We start from the raw sequence: 23,254 nt of genomic DNA, 5'->3' as shown, positions 1-23,254 counted from the left end.
TCTAACCCTCCTTTTGAATTTCTTCAGTTATTTGCAAGATACGATCGTAGCGTAAATCTTTTTCACTAACGGCTTTTTGAACTATTAAATCAATATTTTCTTTTCTTGCTCCTGCCATTACGGCTAGGTTTTTAGCATGAAGGCGCATATGACCAGTTTGAATTCCTTCTGCTGATAAAGCTCTTAAACTGGCTGCATTTTCCGCTAAACCAACAGAAGCTATGATACCGGCCAGTTCAACAGCTGATGTTACATTCATTATTTTTAAAGCAGCTTTAGCTACTGGATGTGTTTTTGTAGCACCACCAATTATTCCAACTGCCATGGGAAGTTCTATAGAACCTACTAAATTTCCTTCCTCATTCATCTCCCATGTTGTTAAAGAACGATATCTTCCAGATCTGGCAGCATAAGAATGAGCGCCAGCTTCGACTGCTCTAGTATCGTTGCCAGTTGCTAGAACGACAGAGGTGATTCCATTCATTATCCCTTTATTATGTGTTGCGGCTCTATAAGGATCAGCATCAGCAAATTCGTAAGCGCTTACAATGTTTTTCACTACTTCAGGTCCTCCAAGAGACTCTGCAGAGAACACACCTCTTGCTCTAATTAAACGTTTATCCGCAAGGTTAGTAATTATTTTTAATACGACACGTCCTCCTGTAATTTTTTCTATTAGGGGAGAGACAGCCTCAGCCATTGTGTTAACCGCATTGGCTCCCATGGCATCTTTAGTGTCTACGATTAAATGTATTACAAGCATAGTTTCTCTTACTGTATTTATAAGATGAACCTCTAAATCCTTTGCTCCGCCTCCTAATTTTACTAATGTTGGATCTTGCAGATTACAGTTAGCTAGTATTTCTTCTTTATTTTCATAGATTCTGGCTTTAGCTCCGTGTGGATCTAATATATCCAGTACTTGAATTTGTCCCCGCATGATAGTTCCAGTGGAAGAAGTAAAGAACCCTCCTAAATCATAAGCAGCTCGAGCAGCGTTACTTGCAGCAGCTATTACAGAAGGCTCTTCTGTAGCCATTGGGACAAAAACGTCGTTTCCATTTATTTTGAAATTAGCTGCTACTCCCAAGGGAATACTAAATTGACCGATAACATTTTCAACCATAGAATCAGCTAACGCCATAGGAAATGCTTTATTACCAGTGAGTATATTTGTTTCCTCATCTGTTAACCCCTTATTATGTATAACGATTTCTAACCTTTCTTCTAACATTAATTGATAAAAACCCCTTATTCTAGAACTAGTCATATAAAACTCCCCTTTCAATATACTTCCATTCAACAAAGTTGAATGGCATTATACTCAATGTATAATAATATATATCTTTTGTAAAGTTAATATGCTATTTGTTCTGAATTTTTATAATAATTTATTTCATTGGTTTTCAACGTAAACTGTTAAGACTGTTGTATGGCTTTTACTGTTGGAAAGAAAAATATGAGGCTTTTTCCCAGAGAAATATGCTGAGTCACCAGCTGTCATCTCGTACTTTGTTCCATCGTAAAGTAGATGGATGGAGCCTGTAAGGATGAAGATAAATTCATCGTTTTCATGTATATAGGGTTCTATGTTTTCGGCTCCTGGTAAAACAGTTACGATAGTTGGGCTGATTATGCTCATATTTTTTTTGTTGGCAAGTAATTCATATTCATATCCGATCTCATTCTTCTCATCTATTGCTTCACGTTTGTCTTTTCGAACAATAGATAATTCCCCATGTTCCTCTTGCTCGATAAACCAAGAAGTAGGGCTATCAAGGGCTTTTGCTATGTTAGAAAGGGTTACTAGAGTTGGGGTCGTTAAGCCGTTTTCAATTTTTGATATATGACTCTTAGTAATCCCAGCTAAATCAGCTAAAACTTGTTGAGTCATTTTTTTCTTTGAGCGAACACTTTTTATTTTCTTTCCTATATCTTTACTATTCATATTAGGCACCTTCTCCTGGATTATAATGAAACTCTTTTTAAGTATAACAACTTAATATGAGAGGGCGTACCTATTAATTGAATTGGATAAATAGAAAAGCCAGCTTCTATTGTGAGAAGCTGGCTACATTAACTATTCTAATATTTTTATTGTTACGTTTTTACGGCCCCATTTATAAGCTTCACTTGTAGTCGAGAAAAATACGTCGATTTTATTCCCTTTAATGGCTGCTCCGGTATCGCCTGCTACAGCGTAACCATAGCCCTCCACGTGAACTTTAGTTCCAATCGGAATTACATCTGGGTCAACAGCTATGACTTTAACGTCTGGGTTCTTCTTAAGATTGATACCAGAGCTAGTTATTCCTGTACAACCATTACACTTGGCAGTAAATGCACTTGCTGAAACCGTGAATTCCTTTACTACTTTGTCACTAGTATTAGTTCTAGAAGGTGTTTTGGATTTTTCTTTAGATGTAGGAGTTATTGATAGTTTCTGGTTTGGCTTAATATCGTCTGTAGTTAAGTTATTCCATGTTTTTAAGTTTTTAATAGAAACTTTATATGTCTTAGAAATTTTGTATAATGTTTCTCCTTTTTTTACTGTGTGAGTTGTTGCTGCGAAAGCAACATTTACTCCACTGACCAATAGTACTATTGTAATGATAAGTGATCCTAATATTTTCTTCAAATACACTATCCCCCTGCTATTTAGTCTAAACATATAGTATCAGTTGAATGTTACAAGTGTATTACAAGGGATTACCATTATCATTACAATTGACAGTATTTTCAGTAAAAATATAAAAGACGGAAAAATCATGCTACCAAACCTTTTTGCCGAGTACATCTAATAGGTCTTATTCATTATTTCGACCAGTCAATAAGACCGGTGAATACAGTAGTAGCTGGACCGGTCATGTATACAGTGTCATCTGTATAACGAATAATCAGTTCTCCGCCTGTTAGTTTGACAAGGATATCAGTATTTTTATCGCAATATACATTTAACACAGAAGCAACCACTGCTGCACAAGCTCCTGTTCCGCATGCCAAAGTTTCTCCACTTCCGCGCTCCCAAACTCGCATTTGTATAACATTTCGATTCTCGATTTGAATAAACTCAGTATTCACACCCTCTGGAAACATAGGATGATGTTCAAATTTTGGTCCAATAGTTGGGAGGTCTAGTAGGTGAATGTCGTCACTGAATATTACACCATGGGGATTGCCCATAGATACTGGAGTTATAGAATACGTATGATCTTCGATGGTGATTGGATAATTAACCTGCATAGTCTGGTCCTTGACTACTATAGGGATATTGAAAGGTTCTAATATGGCCTGCCCCATATCTACAGTAGCAGTCTTCATTTTCCCATTCTCTATATGTAATTCAATTTTTTTCAATCCGCTCAATGTTTCTATATGAAGAGTTTCTTTTCGTACGATGTCGTTGTCATACACATATTTCGCTACACAACGGATGGCATTTCCGCACATTTTCCCTTCACTGCCATCTATATTGAACATCCGCATTTTTGCATCTGCCACATCAGAAGGGCATATTAAAACAATTCCATCTCCGCCTATGCCAAAATGACGATTGGAAATATCCTTGCTTAATGCTTCGGGATTTTCTATTTTATTTTCAAAGCAATTGATATAAATGTAATCATTTCCACAGCCATGCATTTTCGTAAAAGGTATCATCATTTTTTAGCCTTCTTCCAGTTGTGATTTGTTCTATTATAAGTTTGAGGAAGTTAAGTGGTCAACATGACTGGTATATTCATTTTATGTAAAATGTTCATATTGTATATTTTGGGTAAGTTGAATGAGATAACCAATATGGTTAATTAGATAGTTTGAAAGGGGAGTGCTCGTATTAAAGATTTTGTTGTTTATCAAAGTAAAAGAAAGCAGTTAATGTTTGTTTTGATGGGAATTCTGATGGTTGTGGCTTGTGTATTCCTTCTTACTACAAGCTTCGAAGAGGATAATTTTCAAAAGTTAGTCCTTATGGGAATTGGTGGTATAGGGACAATATTTTTTGGCTTTTGCTTGGGCTTTATTATCAAGCAACTAATCGTAGGGAAAAAACTAGTCGTTGTAAATGAGGAAGGATTTTATGATTTTTCTTCAGCGATTGCTAGTAAGCAACTTGTGGAATGGGGAGGTGTTAGAGAAATAGGTATTTTCTCGATATCAGGACAGTCCTTTATTACAGTACACTTATTTGATGGAGATGCTTACATAGAATCACTGCCTTCCATTAAGAGAGGGGCTATATGTGCTAACCTAAGATTATGCTCTGGTCATATTAATATTAATATATCAACAGCTAAAGGCGTAACAATAGAAGAGTTGCTACAAGTGATGAGCGGTTTTAACTTAGCATATTTTAAAGCAATTACCAGAAGTTGATGTAGAAACAGTAAGGTCATAATATTTTAAAGACTCAAATGAGGCTTTCATATATGAACCTACCCTCTGAAGTCAAATGAAGAAAAGAAAGGTACGTTACCTTTATCTTTTCTCCATTTACTTACTTGGGGAAAACGCACTTGAATTTTATTTATGGAGTTTTAACACTAAATGTGTCTCCACCTTTAATTGTTCCATTTTCAAAGCCTTTATAGAACCATTTCTTCCGCTGTTCTGATGTTCCATGGGTGAAGCTTTCAGGTACCACATAGCCACGAGCTCTTTTTTGAATAGTGTCATCTCCAACGGCACTAGCTGCAGTAAGTGCTTCCTCTAAATCGCCCTCTTCTAGTAATTCCATTCCTTGAGCATGCTTTGCCCAAACCCCTGAGTAATAATCAGCCTGCAGCTCGAAGCGAACAGAATATTGATTGTATTCCTCTTCACTTAACTCTTGTCTAAGGGAGGATAGCTCATTGCTTTTACCTAGAAGGGTTTGAACATGGTGTCCAACCTCATGTGCTATAACGTATGCCATTGCAAAATCTCCTGGTGCATTGAACTGCGTTTGAAGCTCCTTGTAGAAGCTTAAGTCTATGTAAAGCTTTTGATCACCTGGACAATAAAACGGACCTACAGAAGCACCAGCTGTTCCACAGGCAGAATTTACACTATTCGTATATAAAACAAGTGTTGGTTCCTCATATTTGAGTCCATTTTCTTGAAAGATTTTCGTCCATACCTTTTCTGTGTCTGCTAATACAACCGAAACAAATTCAACAAGCTCTTTTTCCTCTTCAGTTTCCTCATAAGGAACTGAGCTGGTAGTTGTTTCGTTACCGCCTAAATTTCCTAACAGCTCATCGGGATTTCCTCCGAGTAGCGTAACTAATAGTACTATAATTAATCCGAAACCACCGCCAATGCCAGCTATTGCTTTTCCGCCACTCATTCCACGACGGTCCTCTACGTTTGAACTCCGTGTACGACCTCTATATTTCATACCCTTCACCGCCTATTTAAATTCTTTTATATTCTTATACCCATTTAGCTAAAAGAATAGGCATCCAAATGATGGTGTTTGAATTATAATGAAGGAAAGGGGGATATAATTATGTTGATAAAGCCGAAAATGCTTCAACCGGGAGATAAGATTGCAACCATTAGTCTATCGTGGGGTGGAGCAGGAGAACCTGATTTAAGATGGAGATATGAGCAAGGTGTAGAAAGATTAGAAAAGGTATTTGGCTTAGAAGTAGTAGCTATGCCAAATAGTTTGAAGGGGTCAGACTATTTATATGAAAGTCCACAGGCACGTGCAGAGGATTTGATGAATGCATTTAAGGATGCATCGATAAAAGGAATTGTATCGAATATTGGAGGTAGTGATAGCATAAGATTGCTACCTTACATAGATTTTGATGTAATCCGGGAAAACCCTAAAGTTTTTATTGGATATTCCGATGTTACTGTGACCCATTTATTTTGTCATAAGGCAGGGATTTCTTCTTTTTATGGGCCAGCTATTCTGACTGATTTTGCAGAGAATGTAGAGATGCATGAATACACCATAGAATCTTTGAAAAAGACGCTATTCTCTAATGAAGTGATTGGAGAAATTAAACCGTCACCATTGTGGACTAGTCAACGATTGGAATGGGCTATTGAAAATAAGTATACAAGCCGTGAAATGAATGAAGATGAAAAAGGCTACGAATTGCTGCAGGGTAAAGGTATTGTAAATGGCAGACTAATCGGTGGCTGTATTGAAGTGTTGGAGTTTGCGAAAGGCACTTCGCTTTGGCCAGATAAATCTTATTTCAAGGATTCTATACTATTTTTTGAGACCTCTGAGGATTTACCTCTTCCATCTAATATCGAATTCTGGCTTCGAAATTATGGAACCCAAGGGATACTGCAAGAAGTAAAAGGTATTATTTTTGCAAAGCCTCAGCACGAAAAGTATTATGAAGAATACAAAGAATCCATTATTACCATTATGAATGAGCTTGAATTAAATGATTTGCCGATTTTATATAATTTAAACTTTGGCCATACAGAACCTAAATTTGTTATACCATATGGAGCAATGGCAGAAATTAATTGTGAGGAAGTTAAGTTTTCAATTATAGATAGTGGAGTTGAGTAATAGATGTCTTCTTACGTAGTTGTGGGTGGTGGAATCCTTGGCGCTTCCACCGCCTATCATCTTGCAAAATACGGTGTGAAAGTAACTTTGGTTGATCGTCAGGACAAAGGTCAAGCCTCAGCAGCCGCAGCAGGAATTATATGTCCATGGATTTCTCAGAGAAGAAATAAAAAATGGTACGAGCTTGTGAAAAATGGCGCTAAATATTATAAACAGCTAGTGATAGAGTTAGAGGAACTAGGTGAAACTGCGACAGGTTATAAACAAGTAGGAGCTATTGCTCTACAAAATGATGAAAAAAAACTGCAAAAAATGTTAGAAAGAGCTATGGAGAAAAGAATAGATGCACCTGAAATTGGGGAGTTGAAAATCCTATCTCCGGTAGAAACGAAAGAAAAATTACCTATCATCTCAGAGGATTACCATTCACTTTATGTGGAAGGAGCAGCTCGAGTAGATGGTATGGCAATGAGAGATGCTTTAACTAGTGCTGCAAAAAAACTAGGAGCAGAGGTCGTGTATGGCGATGCTGTATGGAAGGACAATAAGTTATTTATAGACGAGATGGCCATAAATGCAGAAGCAATTATACTCACCACTGGTGCCTGGGGAAATGAGATTCCCTCTGCATTAGGTTTAGATCTAAATGTGACCTTTCAAAAGGCGCAAATAATGCATTTCCAACTAGAGAATTTGTCTACTGGAGAATGGCCGGTAGTTCTGCCTCCAACCAATCAATATATGCTAGCCTTCGAAAATGGACAAGTGGTAGCAGGCTCTACTTATGAAGAGCATACTGACTATGATATTAGCGTAACAGAAAAAGGTAAAAAAGAACTGCTAGAAAATGCATTTAGTATTGCAAAAAGCCTAAAAGATGAGAAAATAAAGGAAGTAAGAGTTGGTTTTCGTCCGTATACACCTGACTTTTTACCTGTATTTGGTAAATTGAAAGGGCAGGACGGTATTTATTTTGCAAACGGTTTAGGGGCTTCTGGTTTAACGGCTGGACCATTCGTTGGTTCGGAACTAGCTAAACTAGTATTAGGAAAAGAAACAGTGCTGGATCCTGAAAAATATACACCTAATTAGACTAGGCGTGGGGGAAGAGAAATGAGTTACTTACAAACAGAAGAAGTTAATGACATGACCGTAGTGGAAGCTTTGGAAAAAAACTTGGCAATTATTCGTTTTGATATGGATCGAAGAGTGGCATTTGTAAATGAGAATTTTGCAAAAGAACTTAAGTATACAGTAAGTGAAGTTATGGGGATGCATCACCGAGAATTCTGCTTTCCAAGCTTTGTGAACAGTCCGTCGTATGAAATGCTTTGGAAGGATCTGTTTGCAGGTAAGTCATTTTTTAATAAGGTAGAAAGAAAAGACAAGCATGGTAACAGTGTGTTTCTAGAAGCTTCTTATATGCCTATTTTTGGTAGTAATGGCAAGGTGCTTGGCGTCACCAAAGTAGCTACTAACGTAACGGAGCGCCATCAAATTTTAATGGGTGTTACAGAAGAGCTGAAGCATATGTCTGAGAATTTGAGCAACCGAGCAGAAGTAGGTATTAAAAGAAGTGAAAACCTTCTGGAAAGAATAGATGAAATAGCTGCTGGTTCTAAGGAAAACACCACTACATTAGATAATCTGCAAAAACAGGCCGATTCGATTAAAGGAATAGTTCAGACCATTAGGGAGATTGCTGCACAAACTAATCTTTTAGCATTAAATGCAGCAATTGAGGCAGCAAGAGCTGGAGAGCATGGACGTGGTTTTAATGTAGTGGCTCAAGAGGTTCGTAAGCTAGCTGGAAGAGTTGAGGCTTCCATCGTAGAAGTAAGAGAAAATATTGAAGGAATAGCGAAGCAGGTCGATAAGGTAACTGCGAGCAATAGCTACTCGCAGACAGTTATAGAAAAAAGCCAACAGGAGATACGAACTGCATTAGACGAGTTCAAGGATATTTCTACTGCATCTGAAAAACTCGAAAATCAGACTGCGGAATTCAGCAAACTTATTTAAACTTGTTTATAAGAAGAGGAACTTCAGCTAAATCTTCTATCACATAATCGGCAGAAGGAGCGGGCCAGTATTCATCCCTTTTCCAAATTGTTTTGAGTCCGACTGTTTTCGCAGCAATTATGTCGTTCGCAGGGTGATCGCCTATATATACAGCTTCTTCTGCTTTAACACTAAGCTGCCTAAGTGCCTTTTCAAAAATACGTGGATCGGGTTTTTTCATTTTCTCCCATTCAGAAATTAATATAGTATCAAAATAAGTATTGATTTTTAAAGAAAAAATATTATTCATTTGAAACTGTCCCTTTCCATTGCTGATTATTCCGAGCGATAGGGACAGTTTTTTTAATTGCTCTAGCATGGATATTAGATTGGGAAAGGGTACACAATATGTATGGAAGTTAGTTATGTAATGATTTAATAATTCTTGTTGGGAGATGCTCTGAATATTAAATTCTTGAATTAGAGATGCATAGACGAAATCTTTCCAATTATAACCTCGATTATCTAATTCTATAAAACGAGTACAGAAATCTTCCTTTTGAATATGGTCAAAATGGGTGTATAGTTCGTCGTATTGCCAAGAAATAAATCTTTTTAATGACACATCTCTATTCAACATAGTACCATCTAAATCAAAAATCACGGCTTTGATCAATATATAGACTCCTTATTGTTTAATGATGATATAAAAACATGATACACTAGTATGTGCTAAAGGAGGTGACGTTTTTGAGTGAGTACTCCATTATTTATATTGAAGTTAAGCGAGAAATTGATTTCTATTTTCAGATGCAGCATATAGAATCTAGCTTTACGTTGCAAATGGACGGTAGGGAGATTGTCTCTGCTCAGCATCAATTTAAATTCCAAAATGTTCACGACATATCCCACAAGCCCTTTTCATTTGGAGGGGGAATCTTATATTTGCATACCAATCAAGGCGTCTTTTCCTACAATATTAAAGAGAACCCCGCTTACTTTATAGAAGCCTTCAAAACATTAAAATCTTCATTCCATTAGAAACCAACCAAAACACATGACCTATTCATGTGTTTTTAAATTGCCTTTAATTGTTACAGGTGCCTGGCACCTGTAACAATACATGTAACAATTGAAATATATGAACAGAATTTTAAGAATGATAGAACTTTTTTATATTATTGTAAAAGAATTTTTCCGTGCTATAATGAGAGCATTCAAATAGTACCTACTCGTATAATCTCAGGAATATGGCCTGCAAGTTTCTACCGACTTACCGTAAACAAGTCGACTATGAGTGACAATGGATAAAGGAATTGGGACACAATAGTGTAACCATTTCTTTTATTATTCGATTAATAACTCGAATGACATTGCTCCACTCGTAAGGATGGAGCTTTGTCATTCGAGTTTTTTTGTATCCCAAATATAAGGAAAGAAGGAATTCCATTGAAATTATTAAAGGATAAAATTGTAGAAGAAGGTAAGGTTTTATCGAAAGATGTTTTAAAGGTGGATGCATTTTTAAATCATCAGATTGATCCTGTAATTATTAAAGCTATAGGAGAAGAGATAGCAGATCGCTTTGCAGAAGCTGGAATAACAAAAATTTTAACGATTGAATCTTCAGGGATTGCTCCTTCTATGTTTGCAGGTTTAGAGCTTGGTGTTTCTGTTGTATTTGCAAGGAAAAGTAAGTCTGTGACCCTTTCCGGAAATTTGCTTACTTCTAAAGTTCATTCCTTTACTAAAAATGTGACAAGCGATATTTCGGTATCTAAGGATTTTCTTCAAGAGGGTGACGTTGTGTTAATCATCGATGACTTCCTTGCTAATGGACAAGCAGTTCTCGGATTGCTTGAGATTATTGATCAGGCTGGAGCAACTACAGCTGGTGTTGGAATTGTGATTGAAAAAGGATTCCAACCAGGAGGAAAACTAATACGTGAAAAAGGTATTCGCGTAGAATCTCTTGCTATCATTAAATCCTTGGAAAATGGGACTGTAGAATTTCTAGAAGGAACACCTACATATGAATAATATATTTAAAAATACTACACTTGGATTACAGCATGTGCTTGCTATGTATGCCGGAGCAGTAATTGTTCCGCTAATCGTAGGGGGAGCTCTTGGTCTTAGTTCAGAGGAATTAACATATTTAGTTGCCATTGACATTCTAATGTCTGGTGTCGCGACCATTTTGCAAGTTATGAGCAATCGATTTTTCGGTATTGGTTTGCCAGTCGTGCTAGGATGTACATTTACTGCAGTAGGACCAATGATTGCAATTGGAGGAGAATACGGAATATCTTCTATTTATGGTGCTATTATTGTTTCCGGAATAGTTGTTATTTTAATCAGCGGCTTTTTTGGTAAGCTAGTTAGGTTCTTCCCACCAGTAGTAACTGGTTCAGTAGTAACTATTATAGGAATCACCCTAATCCCTGTAGCTATTAACAACATGGGTGGTGGCGATGGGGCAGAGGATTTCGGTTCCATTCAAAACGTTCTATTATCATTTGGTACATTAATATTTATTGTATTGTTATACCGTTTCTCTACTGGTTTTATAAAAGCTATTTCTATATTAATAGGTATTATTGGAGGAACAGTTGCTGCTTATTTTATGGGTATTTTAGACTTTACTGCGGTAAAAGAAGCTGATGTGTTCCATATGATCCAGCCATTATATTTTGGGATGCCGACTTTTGAGTGGTCTCCTATTATTACCATGACATTAGTAGCTATTGTTTCATTAGTAGAGTCAACTGGGGTATATTTTGCTCTAGGGGATATGCTAAATAAAAAAATTCAAAAGGAAGACTTAACTAAAGGGTATCGTGCTGAAGGAATTGCTGTTTTACTAGGCGGTATCTTTAACTCGTTTCCATATACTACATTTTCACAAAATGTTGGGCTTATGCAAATCTCTGGTGTTAAAACACGTAAAATTATTTACATTGCGGGTGGGATGCTAATATTCCTAGGATTTATACCTAAGATTTCTTCCCTTACTACCATTATTCCAGAGGCAGTATTAGGAGGGGCTATGATTGCCATGTTTGGTATGATTGTTTCTCAAGGAATTAAGATGCTAAGTACTATTATTGCAGACTCAGAATCACCTGATAATGCAATGATTATTGCATGTTCAATAGGTATCGGCTTAGGAGTTACGGTAGTACCTGACTTATTTGTGTCCTTACCTGACAGTGTGCAAATTTTGACGAGTAACGGAATTGTGGCAGGAAGCTTCACAGCTATCGTATTGAATATATTATTTAATATGATCCCTACTAGAAAGAAAATATAATAGATTCAGAATAATCAATGCTTCTCCTCCAATAATGCTGTATGATAAAAATAACAACATGTATTGGAGGAGTATTTATGTTAGTCACTACAACGCCTACTATTGAAGGAAAAACAATTGAAACGTATCATGGCATAGTGTCTGGAGAGGCCATTATGGGAGCAAATGTCGTACGAGATCTCTTTGCCTCAGTTACAGATATTGTTGGAGGTAGAAGCTCTGCCTATGAAAATAAATTATCCCAAGGTCGTGAAATTGCAATAGAGGACATGAAGACCCTTGCTAGCAAGTTTGGAGCTAATGCTGTAATTGGTGTAGATCTTGATTTTGAAACAATCCGTGAGGGCATGATGATGTGTGTGGCAACTGGAACTGCCGTTACATACAGAGACTAATTGGTTACAGTCAAAAGTCGTAAACCCATCCTAGGGTTTATGACTTTTTTATTTTTGCCGAGTTCTTTCTTCCTAATAAAATCAGATCAAACATAATAGAATATAGTCTGCTATATTTTTTAAAATACTATAGAACTATATAAAAATCTATTCCGTATGTCGAAATAATATGGGAGATAGCGTTTAATTTATAATTTGAGAGGTAAACATCATGAGAATTAGAGATTGGAATCGTAGTTTACAGGTTCGTTTATTTGGTGAATTTTTTAGTAATTTAAGCTTTTGGATGGTCTTTCCGTTTTTAGCTATATACTTTGCGGATGAGTTTGGGGCAAGTATGGCAGGATTGCTACTTGTCATATCCCAAATATTTTCCGTTGGTGCTAATTTAATCGGTGGTTATTGTGCGGACCGATTTGGTAGAAGGACGATGTTATTTTTTTCTGCAACCGCAGAAGGTTTTGCTTTTATTTTATTTGCCTTCGCCAATTCACCTTGGTATGAATCACCGACACTTAGCTTCGTAGCCTTCACTATCGCAGGTATGTGTGGTTCATTTTATCACCCGGCAAGTCAAGCAATTGTTGCTGATGTTGTGCCAGAAAAGGATCGCAGTACGGTTTTTTCCGTATTCTATACATCTATTAATATATCTGTCGTAATTGGACCGATAGTAGGGGCAGTCCTATTCTTTAATCATCGCTTCTTATTGCTTTTAGTATCAGGTATTCTCTTCTGTTTAGTAGGCTTAGCATTACGTTTTCTGACGGAGGAAACATTACCAGATGAGTTAAAACAACAGTTAAAAGAAAGTGGCGGAAACGGCTGGGTTCAAGTAGTGCTCAACCAAGTGAAGGCATACGGATTGATAGTAAAGGACAAAGTGTTTTTCCTATTTATAATAGCTGGGATTTTGCTAGCGCAGACGTATATGCAGCTAGATATGCTTATTCCTGTTTATATGAAGGATGCCATTGATGTCCAGGTTCTTGGTAATTTATTTGGCAGGGAATGGACAATTACTGGAGAAGGTTCTTTCGGTATTCTGTTATCTGAAAACGGCTTATTAGTAGTCATTTTCACGGTGTTTGTAACTCGTTGGATGACGAAATATCCAGAACACAAGGTATTCTTTTTTTCGTCGCTCTTATATGCTATTGCTATGCTCATCTTCCCAATGACTGCGAACTTCTGGGTTTTCCTGTTTGCTATGGCTGTGTTTACATTAGGAGAACTAGCTACAGTAGGATTGCAGGAAAGCTTTGTATCAAAGCTTGCACCAGAGGATATGCGGGGTCAATACTTTGCGGCAGCTAGCTTACGATACACAATAGGCAGAACAATTGCCCCGCTTGTTTTACCACTTGTTACTTGGATCGGTTTCACTTGGACGTTTGTTATACTAGCAGTACTGGCACTGCTTAGTGGGTTCATATATCTGCTTACGTTCAAGGAATATTATAAAAGACAAGCGAAAAATAATTAAGTTGAAGGGTACTTGTTATATAGTGGTAAGAGCGAGGAAGATAAGCCTTCACTAATATGTAAGAGAAGGAGAGGGCTTTTCGCTCTCTCTTTTTCATTTTCCGATAAATTGGACAAGGGCTGGTCTCCATTGGAGACCAGCCCTTGATTTTGTATGAGGTAAAACATAATCTTTGAATTTTTAAATTTCATCCCGAATGTTCGGGGAATAATTTCCATGAAAGACTTAAGCTTTCAATGCCGCGGTAAATTGTTCCACTGGTTGTCTTCTAACCTAAGCAACGTAAACCCTTCCTGCTTTTACGTCCTTGCGACCCTATAGTCGCTCCAGTGTGAATAAGTATGTTCAAAAACACGTTAGTAGAATGCCAGATTTCTCTTTTATGTCCTACCTAAATTGTTAACAACCTATAATATATCATATTTGTTATTGATGGTCAACAAAATTGTGATAAACTATTCTAAACTATAACAAGGTTGGTGGGAATATGGAAGTTTGGGACATGCTAAATAATTTTAGAGAGAGAACAGGGATGACTCATATTCGAGGTGAAGAAATGGAGGAGGGTACATTTCATGAAGTAGTCCATGTTTGGATTATGAATGATGAAGATCAGCTTTTGATTCAAAAACGTCAGCCATGGAAAAAGGGATGGCCGAATATGTGGGATTGCGCAGCTGCAGGCTCAGTTTTGACAGGAGAAACTACTGAAATTGCAGCAGTGCGAGAAACAAAGGAAGAGCTAGGAATTGATATAGATTTGGAGCAGGCAGATATTTTATTTACGGTCAAATTTCCTAGAGGCTTTGATGACAATTACCTAATAAGAAAGAACGTGAAGATAGAGGATTTAATGCTTCAATACGAGGAAGTGGCAGATGCCAAATGGGCAACTATAGAGGAAATTAGAGAAATGGTTAACCGAGGAGAGTTTATCGCTTATCACATATTAGAAAATGTCTTTGAAATAATTGAATCGAAAATTTCCTTGAGAAAAGCAAAGATGGAAGATGCTGAAGAACTATATGAACTTCAAAAACAAGTTTTCTTACCACTTTATACAAAATATGAGGATCATCAAACAACCCCTGCATTGCAAAGCTTTGAAAGATTCAATGAGCGCCTACTTCAAGGGACATTTTATAAGATTTTAGAGGCTGGTAAATTAGCTGGTAGTGTACATGTGTACAAAACAGCGCCAAATATCATGCGATTACATATGATTAATATTTTAGATAGTTATCAGGGAAGAGGGCTGGCTCAGAACGTGATGGAACGTCTAGAAATGATTTATCCAGAGGTGAACAGCTGGGAGCTTGATACAATTCTTCAAGAAGAAAGAAATTGTTATTTATATGAAAAGATGGGCTATGTTCGAAATGGTAAACAAAAGGTTCTCAACGAAAAAATGACCATTATTTCCTACGAAAAGCATGTTGGTCTTGCCCAATTACAATCATTATAGGAGAAGAAGCGATGCCAGAAATTAACCATCAAACGTATATCAAAGCAAGTATAGATAAAGTATATAAAACTCTTTCAACTGCAGAAGGTTGGAACGCTTGGTTCACCAATCAAACTTCTCTTCATATGGAGCAAGACGGCACGGGGGAAATTCGCTTAAAATGGGATGGATTTGGTCAGGAAAAGCTGGAACTAGAGGATGGCGGTAGAATTTTGAGAGCTGTTAGGGACGAATCCTTTGTTTTCCAGTGGTCTCCGGGCGAGTTGGTCACGACCGTGGAATTTAAATTAGAACCGTATCAAAAAGGAACACTTATTATGTTGAAAGAAGTGGGCTATTCCAATTCAGACAAGGATATAAAAGCATGCATTAACTGTGCGGTGGGATGGGGAGAGGCCATGACGCTTCTTAAAATATATTTGGAAGAGGGAATTGTATACAAGGAAGATTTGTAAGGATTAATTATTTGAACACCTTTATTTAAAAGCAAAGCTTAAGCGTAGACAATGTTGAAACTAAGACTTTGTCTACGCTCACCGGATGTCATTTTAATAATTATCCTATTGTTACAGATGCAAAAAATTCCTGATATAACTCTTGAAGAATTTTGTTTTCATTGCTTTGATGAACGCCAAAGGAAAGGCTGACCTCCGATGATCCTTGATTGATCATTTCGATATTAGCACCAGTCCTAGCGATTGCAGTAGCAGCTCTAGCAGCAAGTCCTGTACTATTGTTCATTCCTTCTCCAACTATTACAATCATGGAAAACTCGTGACGGAAGTGAGCATCCTCTGCATGCAGCTCCTCCGTAACCCTTTTTATGATTCTATTTTCTTTTTCAGGTGTCAGTTGGTGGCTTCGGAAGATAACCGATATATCATCTAACCCAGAAGGAGTATGCTCATAGGAAATATGCTCTTCCTCTAAAATTTGTAGTAGCTTACGCCCAAAACCAATTTCCCGGTTCATCAAATATTTACTTACATATAGAATAGAAAATCCACTGTCTGCGGAAATTCCAGTAATCGGGCGACGATTAACTTTTCGGGAAGAAACAATTTTCGTACCAGGTGCCGATGGATTGTTCGTATTCTTAATGCAAACGGGAATTTTAGCCTTATAAACAGGCATTAATGCCTCGTCATGAAACACAGAGAATCCCGCATAAGAAAGCTCGCGCATTTCCCGATATGTAATTTCCTCGATTTCAACTGGACAGTTCACTACCTTCGGGTTGGCGCAAAAAACAGAATCTACGTCTGTGAAATTCTCATAAAGTTCCGCTTTTACGGATGCAGCTAAAATTGATCCGGTTATATCTGAACCCCCTCTTTCAAATGTACGGAGCAATCCATCCTTCGTGAAGCCAAAAAATCCAGGAAAAACAATTACTTCTGCTGTATTTTGTAAGTTATTTTGGAGATTTTCGTAAGCCTCGGGCAAGGCAATCGCCCGTTCTGGAAAGTCATTAATCACCAATCCTGCTGATTTAGGACACATATATCTTGCTGGGATCCCGATACTAGTGAAATAAGTAGAAATTAGCTTGGCATTATTGTCCTCTCCACTGGCTTTAATAGAGTCCACAAATAATTCCTTATTTGAATAATCCATAGAAAGCCTGGATTGCAAATCCTTCTCAATCACATCACAAATGAGCAATTCTAAGTTCAGCCCTAACGCAATTTCCTTATACCGGTCTATTACAGCGTGTAGGCATTGCTCTGTATTTTCTCCATTTAAAGCTGCGTAGGCAAGGTTAATCAATAAGTCTGTCACCTTCAGATCTTGTTCGAAACGTTTGCCAGGAGCAGAAACCACTACATATTTTCTTTTGGAATCAGCTTTTATGATGCTAGCGACCTTTTTAATTTGTTCTGCGCTAGCTACTGAAGTGCCTCCAAATTTACTTACGATCATCTCATCAAATCCTTACTTTTATGTTTGTTTGTATTTATGGAAAAAACAAATGATTTTATACAGTGTACAAATTTTAAACTTATACGTCAATATGTAAGGCTTAATTTCTTTAAAATAATCACTCATAATATGTATGATTAATTTTTTCAACTTAATATAGTTCGTGTTTTGGTTGCGTTTTACTAATAACGTCAAAATTACAACATAAAAAATATTATAAATACGAATGATTAAATATTTTTTTATTTTTGAAAATAGCTTTATATCAAGGTTTATAAGCGTTGTAAAAAAATGATAGCGTTTCCAAGTTTTCAAACTATATTGACAACTGAAAATAACCTAAGTATGATAGGTTTAATTCAATAAGCGTTAAACGATTTTGACAGAGATAAGCTTTGCATTTTGTAAATCTACAGAGAGCTGATGGTTGGTGCAAATCAGTGATTTCGTATGTGGAGTAGCACTCTTGAATTGGTGAACTGAAGAAAGTAGGCTCATCCGTGAATGCGCGTTAAGCATATGAACTAAGAGGCTGCAGAACGTTTGCAGTAAATTTGGGTGGTACCGCGTGAGTTTTTTAGCTCTTCGCCCCTTACATTTTATGTAGGGGACGAAGAGCTTTTTTGTTTTTTAAAATAAGGAGGAGAAAAATTATGCTTCAAGATCAAACCATTTTACGTATTCCAGGACCTAGTCCAATTCCACCAAGTGTGCAAAGAGCCATGAACCAATCAATGATTGGTCACCGGGGCAAGGAAACCTCGGATATGCTTAAGAAAATTGCTCCAGGCTTGAAAAAAGTTTTTGGCACGACTCAAGAAGTCGCCATTATTGCAGGGAGTGGAACAGCTGGACTAGAAACGGCAGTTGTAAATGTCGTGAAGCCAGGAGAGGAAGTGCTTGTTGTCGTAACAGGTTCCTTTGGAGATCGTTTCACTAAAATATGCGAAGCGTTTAACATTAAAGTTCACGTATTGAATGTTGAGTGGGGAAAGGCATTAAACCCTGAAGAAATAAAGGCTTTTCTAGCAGGGCATCCAGAAATAAAAGTAGTCTTTTCAACTTATTGCGAGACATCTACTGGAGTATTAAATCCAATTGATAAGCTAGCTTTAGCAGTTCAAGAGGTTTCAGATGCATTAATAGTGGTAGATGGAGTTTCTTGTGTGGCAGGAGTAGAAACAAAAATGGATGAGTGGGGAATCGATGTAATGGTAACTGGTTCTCAAAAGGCATTCATGCTTCCAGCAGGATTAACCTTTGTAGCTGCTAGCGAAAAAGCTTGGAAAGTCATTGAAGAAAACGACCAACCTAGATTTTATTTAAGTCTAAAAAAATATAGAGATAATTTATTGAAAGATACTACACCGTTTACACCTGCTTTGTCATTGTTATTTGGGCTGGAGCAAGTTTTAAGTTTATTAGAAGCAGAGGGGCTAAACAATGTATATTCTCGACATGCACTAATGAAGGATATGACACGCGCTGCTTTCAAAGCATTAGACATACCTTTATTGACTTCAGATGAAGATGCTTCTCCAACAGTTACTGCGGTTCAACCGGAAGATTTTGATGCAGAGGAGTTCCGTAAGATTCTGAAAAAAGAATTTGCTATTTCTATAGCAGGAGGTCAGCAGCATTTAACCGGCAAAATTTTCCGTATTGGGCATATGGGATATTGCTCTCCAGCAGACCAGTTACAAATCATTAGTGCAATTGAGGTAGCTCTTAAGAAACTAGGTAAGAATATCGAGCTTGGAAAAGGTACAGCGGCAGCACAGCAAGTCTATTTGGCTCAATAAAAGACTTAATCATTTCAAAGATAAAGGAGAAGAAGATCATGGCATACAATATTTTAATCAGTGACCCACTTAGTGAGGATGGTATTTTTCCATTAAGAGAAGCAGATGGCTTTAATATAGTAGTAGATACAGACTTAACTCCCGATCAACTAGCAGAAAAAATTGGTGAATTCGATGCGTTGCTTGTACGTAGTCAAACTCAGGTTACCCGTGAAATCATCGAAAAAGCAACAAATTTAAAAATTATTGGTCGCGCAGGGGTGGGTGTAGACAATATTGATCTACCTTCAGCAACTGAGCGCGGAATTATTGTAGTTAATGCACCAGATGGCAACACAAACTCTGCAGCTGAGCATACTATTGCAATGTTAATGTCTCTTGCCCGTAAGATTCCACAAGCATTCCATTCATTGAAAAATAAGAAATGGGATCGTAAAACTTATATTGGGGTAGAGGTAAAGAACAAAACATTAGGTGTCGTTGGATTTGGTAGAATCGGTCAAGAGGTTGCGGTTCGTGCGAAAGGTCAACGTATGAATGTAATTGCTTATGACCCTTTCTTAACTCCCGAAAAAGCAGAAAAGCTAGGTGTGCAATTTGGTACGGTTGAGGATGTAATTAAAGCGGCTGATTTTATCACCATACATACTCCATTACTAAAAGAAACACGCCATCTCATTAATAAAGATGCATTTGCAAAAATGAAAGATGGTGTACAAATCATCAACTGTGCTCGTGGAGGAATTATTGATGAAGAGGCTTTATACGATGCAATCTTGTCAGGCAAGGTTGCCGGAGCAGCACTAGATGTGTTTGAAGAAGAACCATTCGTAGAACATAAACTTTTAACATTGCCGCAGGTCATCGCTACTCCTCACTTAGGGGCGAGTACAGTAGAAGCACAAGAAATTGTAGCAATAGACGTGTCATATGATGTAGTAAGCTTTTTAACAGAAGGAATAGTCAAAAATCCAGTTAACTTGTCCTCTGTACCGAAAGACGTATTAGCAAAAATTGAGCCATACTTCAATCTTACTGAACAGTTGGGCTCATTTCTCAGCGACTTAACTGAAGGCCCTCCAGAAGAAATAAATATTACTTATGCTGGAGAGCTCGCTAATTTTGATGCGCGACCATTATCCCGCAATGCGGTAAAAGGTCTGTTGAAAAGCAAACTAGGTGAATCTGTTAATGACGTAAACGCTAAGTTCCTTGCGGATCGTCTAGGAATAACAGTAAATGAATTAAAAACTCCAAAATCAAAAGGATTTACTAGTCTCATTACTGTAGAAGTGAAAACTGCTACAGGGTCAAGAAAAGTTTCTGGTACATTATTAAATGGACTTGGTGGACGTATCGTTCGTGTAGATGATTTCATCGTAGATGTTGTGCCTGCTGGGTATTTATTGTTTATCCGTCATAAAGACCAGCCTGGTGCAATTGGACGTGTAGGTATGCTGCTTGCAGAGGAAGGTATCAACATTGCAACTATGCAGGTTGGACGTTCTGAGGTCGGTGGTGATGCAATCATGATGCTTACTATTGACAAACATGTAGAAGTGAAGGGAATTGAGAAATTAAAAGCACTAGCAGATATATATGATGCAACTCCAATTGATTTGTAAGATGGTAGATTTCCGCTTTAGTCGGACGCTTTCGGTGGGGTGAGCGATAAGCCATCACCGCTGCTTGCGCATCGTCTGTGATGTCTTATCTTTCTCACTGATCCCACCCGAGTCGCCGCCTGCCGCTCCAATCATGGAGTGTGAAGTAAAGGGAGAAATAGTGTGGATTTATTCATGAACAAATTACATGATTATTAGAATCAATCCACTACATTTTATATGATATGTATGAACAATAAATGGTAGATTTCCGCTTTAGTCGAACGCTTTCGGTGGGGTGAGCGATAAGCCATCACCGCCGCTTGCGCGTCGTCTGTGATGGCTTATCTGTCTTACTGATCCCACCCGAGTCGCCGACTGCCGCTCCAATCATGGAGTGTGAAGTAAAGGGAGAAGTAGTGTGAATTTATTCATGAATAAATTACATGATTATGAGAATCGATCCACTACATTTTATATGATATGTATGAACAATAAATGGTAGATTTCCTCTTTAGTCGGACGCTTTCGGTGGGGTGAGCGATAAGCCATCACCGCTGCTTGCGCATCGTCTGTGATGTCTTATCTTTCTCACTGATCCCACCCGAGTCGCCGCCTGCCGCTCCAATCATGGAGTGTGAAGTAAAGGGAGAAGTAGTGTGGATTTATTCATGAACAAATTACATGATTATTAGAATCAATCCACTACATTTTATATGATATGTATGAACAATAAATGGTAGATTTCCGCTTTAGTCGAACGCTTTCGGTGGGGTGAGCGATAAGCCATCACCGCCGCTTGCGCGTCGTTAGTGATGTCTTATCTGTCTCACTGATCCCACCCGAGTCGCCGCCTGCCACTCCAATCATGGAGTGCGGTAAGGGAGTAGTAGTGTGGATTTATTCATGAATAATAAATTACGAACCAATACATTAGGAGAATAGTATAGATGACTATTTAGACAAGCTTCTAGCAAATCATTGGCGTATTGTTTCAAAATGTCTAGTGACATTATAGTTGGTAACCCAATGTTATGGTATTAACTTTAAAATCTTATGTAATTACATTAATTTTGGAAAGCGAATATTAAATTAAAACGCCCTTTAGCTTAACAAGTAAACACTAATTTTCAACTATTTTGTTTTCTGTTCCATTTACAATTCTCTTTATATTTTGTCTGTGCAGAATGATTATTGATAAGCTTATTAGTAGAGAAAGTGCTATCATAACTTTATCTTCAAATATAAGACTGTAAATGAATAATGCTATACTAGCCAACATTGAACTTAGTGATACATACTTAGTAAATAGCAAAGTTAACACAAACACAACAAAACCAACAAAAACACCTGATGGAGTCAAAAACAAGAAAACTCCAGTTGCTGTAGCAACAGCCTTTCCACCTTTAAAACTAGCAAAAACAGAAAATATGTGTCCTAATATGGCTAATAAACCAGATACAATAGGGTTAACTGTAGAACCAAGTATTAGGGGAAGTAAACAAGCAAATGTACCTTTTAATATATCAGCAATTGCAACAATTACTCCTGCTTTTATGCCTAAAACTCTATAAGCATTAGTTGCACCAAGATTACCACTACCGTAATCACGAATATCTTTTTTATAAAATATTTTACCGATTACTAAAGCAAATGAGATTGAACCAATTAAATAACTTAGAATCAAAGTTAAAATGTTCAAAGTATTATCTCCTTACATAGTTTGTTAAGTAAGTATTTCTATTTATTGCACATGATTTCCTGCAATCCTTCTTACATTACCTGCTGGGTTAGTTCAACATACTCCTTCTTGAAGTAAAGCGCCCGTTAGCTAAATAAGAAGATGTAGATTATAAACAGTAAAGAAATCGCTATGATAGATTTAATCCATAATATTTTTTTACTTATACCAGCTTTCCCTTCAAGATAATTTAAGTAAATCATTGTTAAAGGAAAACCTAACAATGCAAATGAAGAATCCCCATCAACGGTTTGAACATATTTGAATAATCCTACAATAATAATGAGAAGTCCTAGTGTACCAATGGACATATTAAAATATAAAGTGCCTCTATCGTTTTTCTTCAATTTTTCTCCCCCCAGTTGTATATCTCTGTATACTTATTCTCTCTTCTTTAAATTAGTCTTTGTTTAACTAAACTGAAGCTTTAGTTTAAGTGTAACATTTCACAATACATATCTGAGATCAACTTAATGTTATGAACAAAAAAATAGGCCATCGAAATGATGGTCATATTTTGCTAAAGCACGTCGTTAGTTCAAAAAAGATAAATTCAAAATTTATCTTTTTTCCAAAGCTTATATCCGACAAACTCCACACTACCGTTACCTATTATCATGGATAAAATTGGTACAACATAATACCTCGGAGGTCCAAATATAAAAATAACAATAATAAATATTAAAACAAAAAATGTAGCATTTAAAAAATATGATTTTTTCCGCTCTGTTAAATAGCGTTTTATTTTATCCATTCTGTATTCGTTCCACTCCAATTACATTTGTCTCCTTAATTATATCATCTTCAACTAAACTGCCCCGTTAGTTGAAGTGTAACATTTCACAATACATACCTGGAATCAACTTAATGGTTTAGACATAAAAATAGACACCCGAAATGATGGCTATATTTTGCTAAACCAGCTAATAGGATGTCAATATTTTTCTCTAAAATTATTATTAATCTTATGATATACTATTTTATGCATGACAAATAGCCCT

Annotated in this window: 23 protein-coding genes, 1 riboswitch and 1 other annotated feature; of the genes, 13 read left to right on the top strand and 10 right to left on the bottom strand. The window is 37.0% G+C overall.

Features of this window, described 5'->3' with window-relative positions; translation table 11 throughout:
* Position 1: 1 nt before the first annotated feature.
* The 4 genes from ACQKNZ_RS17945 to dapF all read right to left on the bottom strand — a co-directional run bounded on the left by ACQKNZ_RS17945 (position 2) and on the right by dapF (position 3,663).
* Positions 2-1,270: a hydroxymethylglutaryl-CoA reductase, degradative gene (locus ACQKNZ_RS17945; protein ID WP_427660999.1), complete on the bottom strand. Its 1,269-nt coding sequence runs from the start codon at positions 1,268-1,270 to the stop codon at positions 2-4.
* 126 nt (positions 1,271-1,396) lie between these two features.
* A complete protein-coding gene (locus ACQKNZ_RS17940; RefSeq protein ID WP_144541236.1) occupies positions 1,397-1,948 on the bottom strand; it encodes a helix-turn-helix domain-containing protein in 552 nt (183 codons plus the stop codon).
* A 132-nt stretch (positions 1,949-2,080) separates the two neighbouring features.
* Positions 2,081-2,638 carry a 3D domain-containing protein gene (locus ACQKNZ_RS17935; protein WP_427660997.1) on the bottom strand — a complete coding sequence of 186 codons (558 nt, stop codon included), beginning with the start codon at positions 2,636-2,638 and terminating at the stop codon, positions 2,081-2,083.
* Between the two features lie 176 nt (positions 2,639-2,814).
* Positions 2,815-3,663 carry a diaminopimelate epimerase gene (gene dapF / locus ACQKNZ_RS17930; protein WP_427660995.1) on the bottom strand — a complete coding sequence of 283 codons (849 nt, stop codon included), beginning with the start codon at positions 3,661-3,663 and terminating at the stop codon, positions 2,815-2,817.
* A 171-nt stretch (positions 3,664-3,834) separates the two neighbouring features.
* On the opposite strand from dapF, the gene ACQKNZ_RS17925 reads away from it, so the two are divergent.
* On the top strand, positions 3,835-4,374 hold the full coding sequence (locus ACQKNZ_RS17925; protein WP_427661131.1) for an STM3941 family protein: 540 nt from the start codon (positions 3,835-3,837) through the stop codon (positions 4,372-4,374).
* Between the two features lie 151 nt (positions 4,375-4,525).
* Here ACQKNZ_RS17925 and ypfJ read toward each other — a convergent pair whose 3' ends face one another.
* A complete protein-coding gene (ypfJ, locus tag ACQKNZ_RS17920) occupies positions 4,526-5,377 on the bottom strand; it encodes a KPN_02809 family neutral zinc metallopeptidase (RefSeq protein WP_144541228.1) in 852 nt (283 codons plus the stop codon).
* A gap of 111 nt (positions 5,378-5,488) precedes the next feature.
* Here ypfJ and ACQKNZ_RS17915 point away from each other — a divergent pair, with 111 nt between their 5' ends.
* The 3 genes from ACQKNZ_RS17915 to ACQKNZ_RS17905 are packed head-to-tail and all read left to right on the top strand — an operon-like array spanning position 5,489 to position 8,545.
* Positions 5,489-6,523 (top strand): S66 family peptidase, encoded by a 1,035-nt coding sequence (locus ACQKNZ_RS17915; RefSeq protein WP_427660993.1) that lies wholly within the window; start codon positions 5,489-5,491, stop codon positions 6,521-6,523.
* A gap of 3 nt (positions 6,524-6,526) precedes the next feature.
* The gene (locus ACQKNZ_RS17910) at positions 6,527-7,615 is read left to right on the top strand and encodes an NAD(P)/FAD-dependent oxidoreductase (protein WP_427660991.1); all 1,089 of its coding nucleotides are present in this window, start codon (positions 6,527-6,529) and stop codon (positions 7,613-7,615) included.
* Between the two features lie 21 nt (positions 7,616-7,636).
* On the top strand, positions 7,637-8,545 hold the full coding sequence (locus tag ACQKNZ_RS17905) for a methyl-accepting chemotaxis protein (protein ID WP_144541222.1): 909 nt from the start codon (positions 7,637-7,639) through the stop codon (positions 8,543-8,545).
* Here ACQKNZ_RS17905 and ACQKNZ_RS17900 read toward each other — a convergent pair.
* Positions 8,538-9,200, bottom strand: a complete 663-nt coding sequence (locus ACQKNZ_RS17900; RefSeq protein WP_342577434.1) for an HAD family hydrolase — start codon at positions 9,198-9,200, stop codon at positions 8,538-8,540. The two genes, ACQKNZ_RS17905 and ACQKNZ_RS17900, sit on opposite strands and share 8 nt — an antisense overlap.
* A 74-nt stretch (positions 9,201-9,274) precedes the next feature.
* Here ACQKNZ_RS17900 and ACQKNZ_RS17895 point away from each other — a divergent pair, with 74 nt between their 5' ends.
* From ACQKNZ_RS17895 to ACQKNZ_RS17865, 7 genes are all read left to right on the top strand, one after another.
* The gene (locus ACQKNZ_RS17895) at positions 9,275-9,565 is read left to right on the top strand and encodes a hypothetical protein (RefSeq protein WP_151112865.1); all 291 of its coding nucleotides are present in this window, start codon (positions 9,275-9,277) and stop codon (positions 9,563-9,565) included.
* A gap of 171 nt (positions 9,566-9,736) precedes the next feature.
* A riboswitch (purine riboswitch) is annotated at positions 9,737-9,838 on the top strand.
* Positions 9,839-9,973: 135 nt separating this feature from the next.
* Complete coding sequence (locus tag ACQKNZ_RS17890) at positions 9,974-10,564, top strand: xanthine phosphoribosyltransferase (protein WP_144541217.1); 591 nt, start codon at positions 9,974-9,976, stop codon at positions 10,562-10,564.
* Entirely contained in the window at positions 10,557-11,837 is a 1,281-nt protein-coding gene (locus tag ACQKNZ_RS17885; protein ID WP_151112867.1) for a nucleobase:cation symporter-2 family protein, read from the top strand. The genes ACQKNZ_RS17890 and ACQKNZ_RS17885 overlap by 8 nt, the downstream gene beginning before the upstream one ends.
* A gap of 77 nt (positions 11,838-11,914) precedes the next feature.
* Positions 11,915-12,232, top strand: coding sequence for a YbjQ family protein (locus ACQKNZ_RS17880; RefSeq protein ID WP_144541213.1), 318 nt, complete (start codon positions 11,915-11,917; stop codon positions 12,230-12,232).
* Between the two features lie 211 nt (positions 12,233-12,443).
* A complete protein-coding gene (locus ACQKNZ_RS17875) occupies positions 12,444-13,718 on the top strand; it encodes an MDR family MFS transporter (protein ID WP_427660987.1) in 1,275 nt (424 codons plus the stop codon).
* Positions 13,719-14,220: 502 nt separating this feature from the next.
* Positions 14,221-15,183, top strand: coding sequence for a GNAT family N-acetyltransferase (locus tag ACQKNZ_RS17870; RefSeq protein ID WP_427660985.1), 963 nt, complete (start codon positions 14,221-14,223; stop codon positions 15,181-15,183).
* A gap of 11 nt (positions 15,184-15,194) precedes the next feature.
* Entirely contained in the window at positions 15,195-15,638 is a 444-nt protein-coding gene (locus ACQKNZ_RS17865; RefSeq protein WP_144541207.1) for an SRPBCC family protein, read from the top strand.
* 100 nt (positions 15,639-15,738) lie between these two features.
* On the opposite strand, the gene ACQKNZ_RS17860 is transcribed toward ACQKNZ_RS17865, so the two are convergent.
* A complete protein-coding gene (locus tag ACQKNZ_RS17860; RefSeq protein ID WP_427660983.1) occupies positions 15,739-17,106 on the bottom strand; it encodes an aspartate kinase in 1,368 nt (455 codons plus the stop codon).
* Positions 17,107-17,476: 370 nt separating this feature from the next.
* Positions 17,477-17,702, top strand: a binding site (T-box leader).
* Positions 17,703-17,759: 57 nt separating this feature from the next.
* Here ACQKNZ_RS17860 and ACQKNZ_RS17855 point away from each other — a divergent pair.
* A complete protein-coding gene (locus ACQKNZ_RS17855) occupies positions 17,760-18,908 on the top strand; it encodes a pyridoxal-phosphate-dependent aminotransferase family protein (protein ID WP_144541203.1) in 1,149 nt (382 codons plus the stop codon).
* A 38-nt stretch (positions 18,909-18,946) separates the two neighbouring features.
* Positions 18,947-20,533, top strand: coding sequence for a phosphoglycerate dehydrogenase (gene serA, locus ACQKNZ_RS17850; RefSeq protein ID WP_144541201.1), 1,587 nt, complete (start codon positions 18,947-18,949; stop codon positions 20,531-20,533).
* A 1,102-nt stretch (positions 20,534-21,635) separates the two neighbouring features.
* Here the strand turns inward: serA and plsY are convergent.
* The 3 genes from plsY to ACQKNZ_RS17835 form a co-directional block, all read right to left on the bottom strand.
* Positions 21,636-22,214: a glycerol-3-phosphate 1-O-acyltransferase PlsY gene (gene plsY, locus ACQKNZ_RS17845; protein WP_154310010.1), complete on the bottom strand. Its 579-nt coding sequence runs from the start codon at positions 22,212-22,214 to the stop codon at positions 21,636-21,638.
* A 125-nt stretch (positions 22,215-22,339) separates the two neighbouring features.
* Positions 22,340-22,600, bottom strand: a complete 261-nt coding sequence (locus ACQKNZ_RS17840) for a hypothetical protein (protein WP_427660980.1) — start codon at positions 22,598-22,600, stop codon at positions 22,340-22,342.
* Positions 22,601-22,806: 206 nt separating this feature from the next.
* Entirely contained in the window at positions 22,807-23,028 is a 222-nt protein-coding gene (locus ACQKNZ_RS17835) for a hypothetical protein (protein WP_427660978.1), read from the bottom strand.
* Positions 23,029-23,254: the final 226 nt, after the last annotated feature.

The sequence above is a fragment of the Psychrobacillus sp. NPDC093200 genome, assembly GCF_050280345.1.
GTDB lineage: Bacteria > Bacillota > Bacilli > Bacillales_A > Planococcaceae > Psychrobacillus > Psychrobacillus faecigallinarum.
The sequence above is the reverse complement of the archived record's forward strand: the minus strand, read 5'-3'. Positions and strand labels throughout refer to the sequence as shown.